The 12,216-nt window shown below is 67.4% G+C and carries 10 protein-coding genes and 1 tRNA gene; 5 read left to right on the top strand and 6 right to left on the bottom strand.

Features of this window, described 5'->3' with window-relative positions; genetic code table 11:
* Positions 1-32: 32 nt before the first annotated feature.
* From ASF22_RS20605 to ASF22_RS20625, 5 genes are all read right to left on the bottom strand, one after another.
* Complete coding sequence (locus ASF22_RS20605) at positions 33-611, bottom strand: NAD(P)H-dependent oxidoreductase (protein ID WP_056267828.1); 579 nt, start codon at positions 609-611, stop codon at positions 33-35.
* A gap of 29 nt (positions 612-640) precedes the next feature.
* On the bottom strand, positions 641-1,186 hold the full coding sequence (locus ASF22_RS20610; protein ID WP_082483892.1) for a lipocalin-like domain-containing protein: 546 nt from the start codon (positions 1,184-1,186) through the stop codon (positions 641-643).
* Between the two features lie 84 nt (positions 1,187-1,270).
* The gene (locus ASF22_RS20615; protein ID WP_056267831.1) at positions 1,271-2,434 is read right to left on the bottom strand and encodes a PepSY-associated TM helix domain-containing protein; all 1,164 of its coding nucleotides are present in this window, start codon (positions 2,432-2,434) and stop codon (positions 1,271-1,273) included.
* A gap of 229 nt (positions 2,435-2,663) precedes the next feature.
* Positions 2,664-4,076 carry a type I glutamate--ammonia ligase gene (gene glnA, locus ASF22_RS20620; protein ID WP_056176032.1) on the bottom strand — a complete coding sequence of 471 codons (1,413 nt, stop codon included), beginning with the start codon at positions 4,074-4,076 and terminating at the stop codon, positions 2,664-2,666.
* Positions 4,077-4,331: 255 nt separating this feature from the next.
* Positions 4,332-4,670, bottom strand: a complete 339-nt coding sequence (locus ASF22_RS20625) for a P-II family nitrogen regulator (protein ID WP_003600526.1) — start codon at positions 4,668-4,670, stop codon at positions 4,332-4,334.
* A gap of 258 nt (positions 4,671-4,928) precedes the next feature.
* On the opposite strand from ASF22_RS20625, the gene ASF22_RS20630 reads away from it, so the two are divergent.
* The gene (locus ASF22_RS20630; protein ID WP_056267835.1) at positions 4,929-6,434 is read left to right on the top strand and encodes a bifunctional ADP-dependent NAD(P)H-hydrate dehydratase/NAD(P)H-hydrate epimerase; all 1,506 of its coding nucleotides are present in this window, start codon (positions 4,929-4,931) and stop codon (positions 6,432-6,434) included.
* A gap of 9 nt (positions 6,435-6,443) precedes the next feature.
* On the opposite strand, the gene ASF22_RS20635 is transcribed toward ASF22_RS20630, so the two are convergent.
* On the bottom strand, positions 6,444-7,931 hold the full coding sequence (locus ASF22_RS20635; protein WP_056267837.1) for a multicopper oxidase family protein: 1,488 nt from the start codon (positions 7,929-7,931) through the stop codon (positions 6,444-6,446).
* 213 nt (positions 7,932-8,144) lie between these two features.
* Between ASF22_RS20635 and ASF22_RS20640 the strand changes: the two genes are divergently transcribed.
* The 4 genes from ASF22_RS20640 to clpX all read left to right on the top strand — a co-directional run bounded on the left by ASF22_RS20640 (position 8,145) and on the right by clpX (position 12,101).
* A tRNA-Leu gene (locus tag ASF22_RS20640) sits at positions 8,145-8,229 on the top strand.
* 174 nt (positions 8,230-8,403) lie between these two features.
* Entirely contained in the window at positions 8,404-9,846 is a 1,443-nt protein-coding gene (gene tig, locus ASF22_RS20645; protein WP_056176040.1) for a trigger factor, read from the top strand.
* A 133-nt stretch (positions 9,847-9,979) separates the two neighbouring features.
* On the top strand, positions 9,980-10,606 hold the full coding sequence (locus ASF22_RS20650) for an ATP-dependent Clp protease proteolytic subunit (RefSeq protein WP_026176059.1): 627 nt from the start codon (positions 9,980-9,982) through the stop codon (positions 10,604-10,606).
* Positions 10,607-10,829: 223 nt separating this feature from the next.
* On the top strand, positions 10,830-12,101 hold the full coding sequence (gene clpX / locus ASF22_RS20655) for an ATP-dependent Clp protease ATP-binding subunit ClpX (RefSeq protein WP_056176043.1): 1,272 nt from the start codon (positions 10,830-10,832) through the stop codon (positions 12,099-12,101).
* Positions 12,102-12,216: the final 115 nt, after the last annotated feature.

Raw genomic sequence — 12,216 nt, forward strand, 5'->3', positions numbered from 1 at the left:
GAGGAGGGCAAGCCCCGCGCCAGACCGCGATCTCAATACGGCGTACCGCCCGCTCGCTTGGCCTGCAGCGCTTCGGCGTACCAGACCAATTCGTCGAGGAAGCGCGAAGCCGCCCGGGTCAGCCACGCCTCCTGCGGATTGCCCTCCGCGTCGAGGGCCTTGCTGATGCGCGGGATCGGCAGGAGCGACGGGATGCTCGACGCACCGAGTTCACCCATCATCGCCCGCAACTGCATCGCCGCCCGCACGCCGCCGTACTGCCCGGCCGAGTAGCAGCAGATCGCCGAAGGCCGCCAGGAATACTCCTCGAGGAAATGGTCGAGGGTGTTCGACAAAGCCGGTGGGATCGAGTGATTGTACTCGGCCGAGACCACCACGAAGGCATCCGAGCGGCGATAGAGCGTCGCCAGTTCCTCCAGAGCCGGCGGCGCCGAACCTTTGGGGTATTCTTTGTACATCTTGTCGAGGAGCGGCAGTTGCAACTCGGCCGGATCGACCAGGGGCGCCTCGACGCCGCGCGCCTCCAGTTGCGTCACCAGGAACCGCGCGGCGCGCAGGCCCTGGCGTTCGGTGCGGACGGAGCCGAGGATCACGGGTATCACGAGGGTCATGGCGTGCTCCGGTGTTGGGTTGGTCCAGGTCAGCCGTCGGTGGCGCGCTCGAAGGTGACGATGCTGCGGGTCTCGCCCTGCTTGGCCCAGTTCGGCATGATCCGCCACGGGGTGAGCACTGTGAGCCGCTTGCCGTCGAGCTTGAACGTGCGGGTCTGATCGGTGCCGATCCAGTCGGGATTCCAGGCTGTGTCGATGCGGGTCGTCCACTGGTCGCCGGTGGTGGTGAACTTGCCCGTGTAAGCCACGATGGTGTCGAGGAGGCGCGCCTTGCTCTCGGGGTCCTTGGCCGGCTTGCGATCCTCGCCCGTGAGGTTGAAGAACACCCGGCCCTCGGGCGTGAAATAGGCGTAGCCCGTGGGGTGCGCCCCCATCACCGGGTCCTTCTCGCCGCTGGAGCGCACCTCGACCTCGTAGGAGACGAGCTTCCACAGGCCGGTGATGCGGGCGTCGCCCTCCGCCCGGACGCCGGTCGCCGCGAGGCTCGTGAGAGCAAGGCTCGCGACGGCGCCAAGGAGCAGCGTACGGCCGCACCTGTAGGCGGTGACGGTCGGGGCGGAGAAGATGACGGGCATGGCGGACGGTCTCCCAGGCGGTGGGCATCTGCGGCCCGTTCCGCTCAATCTACGCGCGGGGGAGCGCGCCGCCAGCCCCTTCTGTCAAACCTTCAGAGGTCGAGCGGTTTCGAGACCGGGACTTGCGGATGTCGCGCGCCGGCGAGCGCTGCGTCGGCGCAGCGCGTAGAGGACGAGGCCACTCACCGCCAGGACCGGCATCAGCAGCGAGGCCGCGAAGAACACGAACGCGACGATCCCGCCGAAGAAGCGTCCGCGATGGACCTCCAGCATGTTGTCGGCCATGCGCTGGCCGAGGGGCTTGTCGGCGTCGCGGCTCACCGAGGCTTGCGCGCCGGTGGCCGCATCGAACGTGATGTCGTTGCGCGCTCTCGAATCGGGGGCGTCGCGGGTGAGGTAGCGGATGCGGATCGCGGTGGCGTCGGCGGCCGGAAGGGTGACGATGGCGAGGGTGGCACCGGCGCCTTCCCCGGCCTGGAACGCCGCCCAGGCCCGGTCGAGGGCAAGCGGTTCCGCCGGTCCGCTGCGGCCGGGCATGCGGCTAGGCCGCGTGCGCGGAGCCTCGCCGGTCAGCGCCCAGGTGGCGACCGTCCGGTACCCGTCGTAGGACCACCACAGGCCCGAGAGTGCGATCAGGGCATAGGCCGGCAGGAGCCCGGTTCCCGCGATGGTGTGGAGCGACCACCAGCGCGCGCGGCCCGGACGTGCGAGGCGGGGCCTCAGCCAGACCCGCCAGGAATGGATCTGCGGCCAGCGCAGGTAGAGGCCCGTTGCGAGAAACACCAGCAAGGCGATGGTGCTGGCGCCCGTGACGCTGCGGCCCCAGCCTTTGCCGTCGCCCGGCACGAGGAGCCAGCGATGCAGGTCGCGGATCGTCGCGAAGGCGGATTCGAGGCGCGGCGGGCCGAGGTCGCGTCCGTCGTAGGGATCGAGGTAGGCCGAGGGCGGCCGCGCGCCGGTCTTGGCGTCCGTGCTGAATCGGGCCCGCTGTGTGCGTTCCGGGTCGCCCGAAAGGGTGAGGGTACTCACCCTCGCGCCCGGTCGCTGCGCCTGCAGCCGTGCAACCATGGCCTCCGGACCGAGGCGGACAGCATCCTGAACCGGCATGAAGGCCCTGTCGCGGTCGGCCCATTCGCCGATCGCCTCCTCGTAGCTCATCAACGCCCCCGTGACACCGAGGACGACGAGGACGAGGCCGGCGGTGAGGCCGAGAGCCCAGTGAAGGCGAAAGAGGATCGTGCGGACCATGGGCACCCGCCCTATCAGATCGGACACGTCGAGACGATGAGCGGTGACGGAGAGCCCGCACTCGACCACGGATCGTCCGCGCAACCGGGCGGACATGTCCGATTGGACCGGACGCGGCCCGTTCGGTTCCGGTCGCCGCGGCGTCTCCGACGCGAAACGCCGGAGCCCCCTTCAGGGCTCCGGCGTCACGGTCGTCCGAAGGCCGGGCATCATGCCCGGCCGGCTCGTTTCAGAGCGAATAGTACATGGTGAACTCGACGGGATGGGGGGTCATCTCGTAGCGCATCACTTCCGTCATCTTGAGCTCGATGAACGAGTCGATCTGATCGTCGGTGAAGACGTTGCCCATCTTGAGGAAGGCGCGGTCGCGGTCGAGGTTCTGCAGGGCTTCACGCAGGCTGCCGCAGACGGTGGGGATCTTCTTCAGCTCGCGCGGCGGCAGGTCGTAGAGATCCTTGTCCATGGCCGGGCCCGGATCGATCTTGTTGAGGATGCCGTCGAGGCCGGCCATGAGCAGGGCCGAGAAGGCGAGGTAGGGGTTGGCCATCGGGTCGGGGAAACGGACCTCGACGCGCTTGGCCTTCGGGTTCGTCGTCCACGGGATGCGGCAGGAGGCCGAGCGGTTGCGGGCCGAGTAGGCCAGCAGCACGGGAGCCTCGTAGCCCGGCACCAGGCGCTTGTAGGAGTTGGTCGACGGGTTGGTGAAGGCGTTGAGGGCCTTGGCGTGCTTGATCGTGCCCCCGATGAACCACAGGCATTCCTGGCTGAGGTCGGCGTACTTGTCGCCGGCGAAGAGCGGCTTGCCGTCCTTCCAGATCGACTGGTGCACGTGCATGCCCGAGCCGTTGTCGCCGTAGACGGGCTTCGGCATGAAGGTCGCCGTCTTGCCGTAGCTTTGGGCGACGTTGTGGATGCAGTACTTGTAGATCTGCATGTGGTCGGCGAGCAGGGTGAGCGTGTCGAACTTCATGCCGAGCTCGTGCTGGGCGCTCGCCACCTCGTGGTGGTGCTTTTCCACCTTCACGCCCATGGACTGCATGGCGGCCAGCATCTCGCCGCGCATGTCCTGCGCCGAATCCTGCGGCGGCACCGGGAAGTAGCCGCCCTTCATCGGAATGCGGTGGCCGAGGTTGCCGCCTTCGTAGTCGGTGAAGCCGTTGATCGGCAGCTCGGTGGAATCGAGCTTGAAGCCGGTCTGGTACGGCTCGGAGGCGAACTTCACGTCATCGAACACGAAGAATTCGGCCTCGGGGCCGACATAGATGGTGTCGCCGATGCCCGTGGACTTCAGGTAGGCCTCGGCGAGCTTCGCCGTGCTGCGCGGGTCACGGCTGTAGGGCGCACCGGTCGAGGGCTCGAGCACGTCACAGACGATGGACATGGTGGAGGCCGAGAAGAACGGGTCCATGCAGGCGGTGGCCGGATCGGGCATGAGCAGCATGTCCGACTCGTTGATGGCCTTCCAGCCGGCGATGGACGAGCCGTCGAACATGGTCCCGTCGGTGAAAATCTCGTCGTCCACGAGGGAGACATCGAACGTCACGTGCTGCCACTTGCCGCGCGGGTCGGTGAACCGGAAGTCCACGTACTTGACGTCGTTGTCCTTGATCTCTTTCAGGACTTCGGCTGCAGTCTTGGCCATCCTCGGGGGTCTCCTTCGTGTCGCGGCATTCAGCCGTGGTTTTGCCGCCGGCCGCCAAAGGGCGGCCCGCGGTTGGTTCGGGTTTATAGGGTTTTCGCGCGGGGTGGACCCAGGCGGCGAGAAGAAAACGCCATCGCCGTGCAACTGGTCGACGATTCCGTCATCATGCCCGGGTCCGCGCAATCGACGCGCCGGGACTGGAAGGCGATGACACCTTCTTGTCGTACGGTTTCGCTGGACGTCAGGGGACGGACTTCAGATCGCGTCGGTGCCGGTCTCGCCGGTGCGGATGCGGATCGCTTCCTCGATGGTCGAGACGAAGATCTTGCCATCGCCGATGCGGCCGGTCTGGGCCGACTTGCGGATCGCCTCGACGGCGCCTTCCACCAGGGCATCCGACAGAACGATCTCGAGTTTCACCTTCGGCAGGAAATCGACCACGTACTCGGCACCGCGATAGAGCTCGGTATGGCCCTTCTGGCGGCCGAAACCCTTCGCCTCGATCACGGTGATGCCCTGCAGGCCGACCTCCTGAAGGGCTTCCTTCACCTCGTCGAGTTTGAAAGGCTTGATGATCGCTTCGATCTTCTTCATGCCGGGCGGGCCTGACCTCGATGCTGCTCTGAACCACTTTGGTATCATCGCCGCCGGATCGCCGCCACGCCGTTTTGACGATGGCAGGCGGAAATCTGCACAACGAATGTGCATGCCCTGCATATCGTTCGCGCCTTCGTCCCTCTTTGGTACGATCGAGGGCACGGCTGGGCGGGATGCGGGCAGGTTGCCAGCCGAAGCTTCGACGGCCAACTCGTCTTTCGCCACCTCCTTTTCGCGAACTCTTGGGGACTCCCGATGGACACGACGCGCCTGCTCACCGTCGAGGCGATGCGCCGGGTCGATGCCGCCGCGATTCTCGGCGGAACGCCGAGTTCCACCTTGATGGAGCAGGCCGGTGGCGCCGTCGCGGCGCGGGTGCGCGCCCATCTCCCGGAGGGCGGATGCGTGCTCGTCCTGTGCGGACCGGGCAACAACGGCGGTGATGGATTCGTCGCGGCCCGGCATCTCGCGGAGGGTGGAGTCCGCGTCGAACTCGCCGTACTCGTACCCGTGGCCGACCTCGCGGGCGATGCCGCCGGCGCAGCGGCCGGATGGACGGGCGCGGTCATGACGCTCGCCGATGTCGAAGATTTCGCGGCCTACGCCCTCGTCGTCGATGCCCTGTTCGGCGCCGGCCTGTCGCGCGACCTCGATGGGGAGGCCGCCGCGTTCGTGCAGCGCCTGGCGCGAGCGGCCGTACCGGTGATCGCCGTCGACGTCCCGAGCGGCATCGACGGCGACACCGGGGCGGTGCGCGGCGTCGCCGTGCGCGCCGTCGAGACCGTGACCTTCGTAGCGCTCAAGCCGGGGCATCTGCTTCAGCCGGGGCGCGCCCATTGCGGAGCCCTGCACGTCGCCGGGATCGGTACCGGCCCGGACGATCTGGCGGCCGGATTCGCAAGCGAGGCTCCGCTCTGGCGGAACGGCCCCGCTCTGTGGGGATCGACGTTCCCCCGCCTGGACGCGTCGAGCCACAAGTACACGCGGGGGCACGCCCTGGTCCTGTCCGGTCCGGCGCACCGCACCGGCGCGGCGCGGCTCGCCGCGCGCGGGGCGCTGCGGATCGGCGCCGGCCTCGTCACCGTGGCCTCACCCCCGGCCGCCCTGGCGGAGAACGCCGCCCATCTCACCGCGATCATGCTGCGCCCGTACGAGAGCGCGGACGATCTCGATGACCTCCTCGTGGACGAGCGCCTGAACGTCGTTCTGGCCGGGCCCGGTCTCGGGATCGGCGAGGCCACGCGCGACCTCGTCGCCGTGGCCGCCGCTGCCGGGCGCAGCCTCGTTCTCGATGCCGACGCGCTGACGAGCTTCAAGGCGCAGGCCCGGCTCCTCGCCGCCCACATCGCCGACGGCGACGCGCAGGCGGTGCTGACCCCGCATGACGGCGAGTTCGCCCGGCTGTTCGAGGGGACGGACGCGGTGGCCGAGGATCTGTCGAAGCTGGAGCGCGCCCGTCGGGCCGCGGCGGTGGCCGGGGCGGTCGTGGTTCTCAAGGGGGCGGACACGGTGATCGCCGCGCCGGATGGCCGGGCGGCCATCAACGACCACGGCACGCCCTATCTCGGTACGGCCGGTTCGGGCGACGTGCTGTCCGGCCTCATCGCGGGACTGCTGGCGCAGGGCATGGATCCGTTCGAGGCGGCGGCCGCAGCCGTCTGGATGCACGGCGATGCCGGCCGCCGCCACGGCCCCGGCCTCATCGCCGAGGATATGCCGGAGTTGATCCCGGCAGTGCTGCGGGGGCTGATCGAAGCCTGACCGAACGGTTCAGGTCACCTCGAACCAGCCCCACAGCCCGGTGTCGAACCGCTCCAGCACCGTCGCGCCGATCACCCAGCGGCCGGGATTGTCGGCCTTGAATGCGATGCGGGCGGTACGGCCTTCCAAAAGCTGGAAGGTGTCGAGCCAATAGGGCTCCCAGCCATCGTCGAGGGGGTGGAGCAGGCGGAAGGAATGGCCGTGCAGATGGAGCGCCTGGGGAAAGGCGGTGTCGTTGCGCAGGGCCAGAACCACCACCTGGCCGCGCTTCACCGTGAACAGGGGCGCCACGCCGGCATTGCCCCACGCACCGTTGACCGCCCAGACCTTCCCCGCATCACCCGTGTAGGCCGGTTCGGCCGCGGGCTTGTCCTTGTCGATGCGGGCGCCGCCCGTCAGCACCACGTCCCGGCGTAACGCGTTCTGGAGTCTTACCTCCGCCGGCAGGAGCTTGTTCTCGCCGATGGGCCCGATCGCCCCACGCTTGCCCGTGACCGGTTCGCCACTCGTCGTGAGGGTGGCGAGCGCCAGGCCGTTCCCAACCAGCGCGGTGATGCTGCCCGAGGCGCCGGCCTCCGCCGGCATGTCGAGCATGAGGTCGTAGCGCGTGCCGGGCGGGAACGGGAGGGTGGCGCGCAGCGGCTCGAAGGTGTCGGTCGGTTGGCCGTCCACGGCCGCAACGTAGACCTTGAGGTTGTCGAAGCGGATGCGGGTGCCGCGCGCATTGCACGCGTTGGCGAGGCGCAGGCGGACCCGGCTACCCGGGCGGACCGTGATGGCGTCGGGCACCGGCTTCCCGTTGACCGTGACGAGATTGCCCAGCCGTCCCGAACTCGCCGCGAATGCGGTCTGGCCGAAGGGCAACAGCGTTCCGTTGTCGGAAAGACGCCAATCCTGCATCAGGACCGTGAAGTCGTGGTCGACGGGGGGCGGCACGACCTCCTCGACCACCAGCATGCCGGCGAGCCCTCGGCCCGATGGCTCGCTCGATCCGCCCACCACGAGGGGCCGAATCAGGAAACTGCCGGCGTCGGGAGGCACGAAGGTGTAGGTGAAATCGCCGCCCGGCGGGATCGGAGCCTGGGTCAGGCCGCCGACGCCGTCCATGGGATTCTGGTTGCGCACACCGTGCCAATGCAGGGAGAGCGGCCTGTCGGTCTTGTTCTCGACCCGCAAGCGCACGGTCTCGCCGAGCTTCACCCGAACCACCGGGGGAACGGCCGCGCTGTCGAAGGACCACACCGGGGTCGCGACGGCCGGCTCGGGCTTCAGCCGCGTCGTACCGGGCACGGCGCTCAAAGTGCGGACTGGGGTTTCCGGTTTGGCATCGGGCTTGACCTCGGGGGCGGATTTTGCCGGCACAGCCGGGCGCGCCGGCGCCTGCGCGACGGCTTCCGTCGATCCGAGGGCGAAAGCCGCGACGCCACCGAGCAGGGTCCGGCGTGAGACGGCCGGGTCGGAGACCAACCCGATACGCGACGAGCGACGATGCGGCATGACACCTCTGGCGGAGGACGGAAGCGGTCCGTCGAACGGATCCGCGCTGCTTGTAGACTCAGGGCCAAGACCCGCCAACCGGTGTGCCGATCGCCGCCGACGGAGCCTTCCACGCGGAAATCGCACACCCCGACTTTTTTTGCTGCGGCCCGTTGCGCCCGTGCTATAGGACCGCGCTCTGGCGGTGGGATTACGCGCCGGAGGTCGTCGCTTGCGGGCGTGGCGGAACTGGTAGACGCGCTGGTTTTAGGTACCAGTGTCGCAAGACGTGGGGGTTCGAGCCCCTCCGCCCGCACCAGTCCATCGCCGTCGGAACGGATTGGCTCACCGCGAATGGCCGGCCGGGCCGTTCGTCGCGATTCGGCCTCTGGTTTTCGCGTGATATCCTGGCGCCGACCTTCCCCGGCCCCGACGGGTGGCGGGGAGCGAACGAAATTTGCGCCAACATACGCACGACAGCGGAAAGACGACCATGCAGGTGACCGAGACACTCTCCCAGGGGCTGAAGCGCGAGTTTCAGGTATCCCTTGCCGCGCATGAGCTCGAGGAGCGCCTGAACAGCGAGCTGTCGACCCTCAAGGACAAGGCCCAGATCAAGGGCTTCCGCCCCGGCAAGGTGCCGGTGGCCCACCTGCGCAAACTCTACGGCCGATCGGTGATGGCCGACGTGCTGCAGAACGCCGTCAACGAGGCCAACCAGAAGATCGTCCAGGACAACAACCTCAAGCTCGCCCTCGAGCCCAAGGTCGAGTTCCCCGGCGAGCAGTCCGTTGTCGAGCGCGCCCTCGACGCCAAGGCCGACCTGCAGTTCAACGTCGCCCTGGAAGTGCTCCCGACCTTCGAGCTCGCCGATCTCTCCGACGTCAGCCTGACCAAGCTCGTGGCCAAGCCCTCCGACACCGAGGTCGACGAAGCCATCACCCGCATGGCGTCGTCCAACCGCAGCTTCACGGCGCGCGACGAGGGTGCCGCCGCCGAGACCGGCGACCGCGTCACCATCGATTTCGTCGGCCGCATCGACGGCGTCGAGTTCGAGGGCGGCAAGGGTGAGGGCGTCGACCTCGAACTCGGGTCGGGCCAGTTCATCCCCGGCTTCGAAGAGCAGCTCGTCGGCGCCAAGGCCGGTGAGAGCCGCGTGGTGAAGTCGACCTTCCCCGAGGGCTACGGTGCCGAGGCATTGGCCGGCAAGGAGGCCGAGTTCGACGTCACCGTCACCGCCGTCCAGGCGCCGGGCGAGACCAAGATCGACGACGAACTCGCCAAGGGCTTCGGCATGGAGTCCCTCGATAAGCTGAAGGAGGCCGTGTCCACCGCCATCGGCGGCGACTTCGAGGCGCAGTCCCGGCGCAAGCTCAAGAAGGAACTCCTCGACGCCCTGGACACCAAGTATGCGTTCGAGCTGCCGCCCAGCCTCGTCCACCAGGAGTTCGCCGCCGTGTGGGCCCAGGTCGAGCAGGACCTGAAGACCCGCGAGAAGACCTTCGAGGACGAGGGGACCACGGAGGAGAAGGCCACCGCCGAGTACCGCAAAATCGCTGAGCGTCGCGTGCGTCTCGGCTTGGTGCTTGCGCAGGTCGGTGAGACCGCCGATATCAAGGTCAGTGACGACGAGGTCAATCAGGCCCTGATCGCCCGGGTCCGGCAGTTCCCGGGTCAGGAGCAGCAGGTCTGGGACTTCTACCGTAAGAATGCCCAGGCGCTCGCGGAACTGCGTGCGCCGATCTTCGAAGAGAAGGTCGTCGACCACGTGCTCGCGCAGGTGAAGCTCGTCGAAGAGCCCGTCTCCAAGGAGGCGTTGTTCGCCGACGAGGACGAATCCGAGGCGTCCGACGGGGCCTCCAAGACCGCGTCCGATAAGGACGAGACTGTTTCGACCGGCGACGAGGCCCTGCCTGCCGTCGCCAAGGCCGACTGAGCCCGGTGCTCCCTTCGTGGGCGGCGGGCCGAGAGTAGAGGCGACGTTCACCGTCGTCGGAGTTCGCTGAAATGTCCGGCCCGCGCCCGATTCGCGGCGCGGCCGGACCCCTCGAAGCCTGGGGCACGTGATGATGAGAGATCCGGTCGACTATTATAACTCCGCGCTCGTGCCCATGGTGGTCGAGCAGTCGAGCCGCGGCGAGCGTGCCTTCGACATCTATTCGCGCCTGTTGCGCGAGCGGATCATCTTCCTTACCGGCCCGGTGGAGGATTACGGCGCCTCGCTCATCGTGGCGCAGTTGCTCTTCCTCGAAGCCGAGAACCCGAAGAAGGAGATCTCCTTCTACATCAACTCGCCCGGCGGCGTGGTGACCTCGGGTCTGTCGATCTACGACACCATGCAGTTCATCCGTTGCCCGGTGACGACCCTTTGCGTCGGCCAGGCCGCGTCGATGGGTTCGCTTCTGCTCACCGCCGGCGAGCCCGGGCATCGCTTTGCCCTGCCGAACGCTCGCATCATGGTGCACCAGCCGTCGGGCGGCTTCCAGGGTCAGGCCACCGACATCCTGATCCATGCCCGCGAGATCGAGGCCCTGAAGAAGCGCCTCAACGAGATCTACGTGAAGCACACGGGACGGGACTACGACACCATCGTCCAGGCGCTCGAGCGCGACAATTTCATGACGGCCGACGCCGCCAAGGAGTTCGGCCTCATCGACGAGGTGATCCAGAAGCGTCCGGAACCGGCTGCCGCCTGATCCCGCCCGTAGGTGCCGGACCCCATTCCGGGGTCCGGCCGCGTCGTTTCGAGGCGGAGCGTCGTCTCTGCCTTGATCCGGCCGCGGCCGCGTGCTTGCATCGTCAGTCTGATCCGAAACCGGCAGATGCGCGCAGGTGACTGTTTCTTTAGGCCGATGCCATTAAATTCGAAGGATGCGTGTGCGCCCCGGACCGGCGCCATGCCCGCGAACGGAGACCGATATGAGCAAGACTGGCGGCAACGACTCGAAGAGCACGCTGTACTGCTCGTTTTGCGGCAAGAGCCAGCACGAGGTCCGCAAGTTGATCGCGGGCCCGACGGTGTTCATCTGCGACGAGTGTGTCGAACTGTGCATGGACATCATCCGTGAGGAATCCAAATCCTCCCTAGTGAAATCGCGCGACGGCGTCCCCACGCCGAAGGAAATCCGCCGCGTCCTCGATGACTATGTCATCGGTCAGGATTTTGCGAAGAAGGTTCTCTCCGTCGCGGTCCACAACCACTACAAGCGCCTCGCCCACGCGTCGAAGCACAACGACGTCGAGCTGGCCAAATCCAACATCATGCTGATCGGGCCGACGGGCTCGGGCAAGACGCTGCTCGCTCAGACGCTCGCCCGCATTCTCGACGTGCCGTTCACCATGGCGGACGCGACCACCCTGACGGAGGCGGGCTACGTCGGCGAGGACGTCGAGAACATCATTCTCAAATTGCTCCAGGCCTCCGACTACAACGTCGAGCGGGCGCAGCGCGGCATCGTCTACATCGACGAGATCGATAAGATCTCGCGCAAGTCCGACAATCCGTCGATCACCCGCGACGTCTCCGGCGAGGGCGTGCAGCAGGCGCTCCTGAAGATCATGGAAGGCACCGTCGCCTCCGTGCCTCCGCAGGGCGGCCGCAAGCATCCGCAGCAGGAGTTCCTGCAGGTCGACACCACGAACATCCTGTTCATCTGCGGTGGCGCCTTCGCAGGCCTCGAGCGGATCATCTCGGCGCGCGGCAAGGGGACCTCAATCGGCTTCGGCGCCACGGTTCAAGCTCCCGACGATCGTCGCACGGGCGAGATCTTCCGCAACGTCGAGCCCGAGGATCTGCTGAAGTTCGGCCTCATCCCCGAGTTCGTCGGCCGCCTGCCTGTGCTGGCGACCTTGGAAGATCTCGACGAGACCGCCCTCAAGCGGATTCTTCAGGAACCTAAGAACGCTCTGGTCAAGCAGTACCAGCGCCTGTTCGAGATGGAGAACGTCGACCTGACGTTCCAGGACGAGGCCCTGTCCATGGTTGCCCGCAAGGCCATCGAGCGGAAGACCGGTGCACGTGGCCTGCGCTCGATCCTCGAGACCATTCTCCTCGAGACCATGTACGATCTGCCGGGTCTCGAATCCGTCGAGCAGGTGGTGATCGGCCCCGAGGTCGTCGAGGGCAAGTCGCGTCCTCTCTACATCCATGGGGACCGCAACAAGGAAGCCCCGGCCAGCGTCAGCGCCTGAGCGCTGCCTGACCCTGTCCGGCTCGCGTCATGATGGCCGGCCTCGGGGCGGATGCTTGAAAACATCCGCCCCCGCTTCCATCTGAATTCAGACGCGCGATGGCCGCACGCTCGCC

The sequence above is a fragment of the Methylobacterium sp. Leaf87 genome, assembly GCF_001422775.1.
Classification (GTDB): Bacteria; Pseudomonadota; Alphaproteobacteria; order Rhizobiales; family Beijerinckiaceae; genus Methylobacterium.

What these genes read in the sequence shown, in the direction of transcription:
- ASF22_RS20630 (WP_056267835.1), top strand. Translation starts at nt 4,929, where the DNA reads ATGGACACGACGCGCCTGCTCACCGTCGAGGCGATGCGCCGGGTCGAT.
- glnA (WP_056176032.1), bottom strand. Translation starts at nt 4,076, where the DNA reads ATGGCCAAGACTGCAGCCGAAGTCCTGAAAGAGATCAAGGACAACGAC.
- ASF22_RS20625 (WP_003600526.1), bottom strand. Translation starts at nt 4,670, where the DNA reads ATGAAGAAGATCGAAGCGATCATCAAGCCTTTCAAACTCGACGAGGTG.
- tig (WP_056176040.1), top strand. Translation starts at nt 8,404, where the DNA reads ATGCAGGTGACCGAGACACTCTCCCAGGGGCTGAAGCGCGAGTTTCAG.
- ASF22_RS20615 (WP_056267831.1), bottom strand. Translation starts at nt 2,434, where the DNA reads ATGGTCCGCACGATCCTCTTTCGCCTTCACTGGGCTCTCGGCCTCACC.
- clpX (WP_056176043.1), top strand. Translation starts at nt 10,830, where the DNA reads ATGAGCAAGACTGGCGGCAACGACTCGAAGAGCACGCTGTACTGCTCG.
- ASF22_RS20650 (WP_026176059.1), top strand. Translation starts at nt 9,980, where the DNA reads ATGAGAGATCCGGTCGACTATTATAACTCCGCGCTCGTGCCCATGGTG.
- ASF22_RS20605 (WP_056267828.1), bottom strand. Translation starts at nt 611, where the DNA reads ATGACCCTCGTGATACCCGTGATCCTCGGCTCCGTCCGCACCGAACGC.
- ASF22_RS20610 (WP_082483892.1), bottom strand. Translation starts at nt 1,186, where the DNA reads ATGCCCGTCATCTTCTCCGCCCCGACCGTCACCGCCTACAGGTGCGGC.
- ASF22_RS20635 (WP_056267837.1), bottom strand. Translation starts at nt 7,931, where the DNA reads ATGCCGCATCGTCGCTCGTCGCGTATCGGGTTGGTCTCCGACCCGGCC.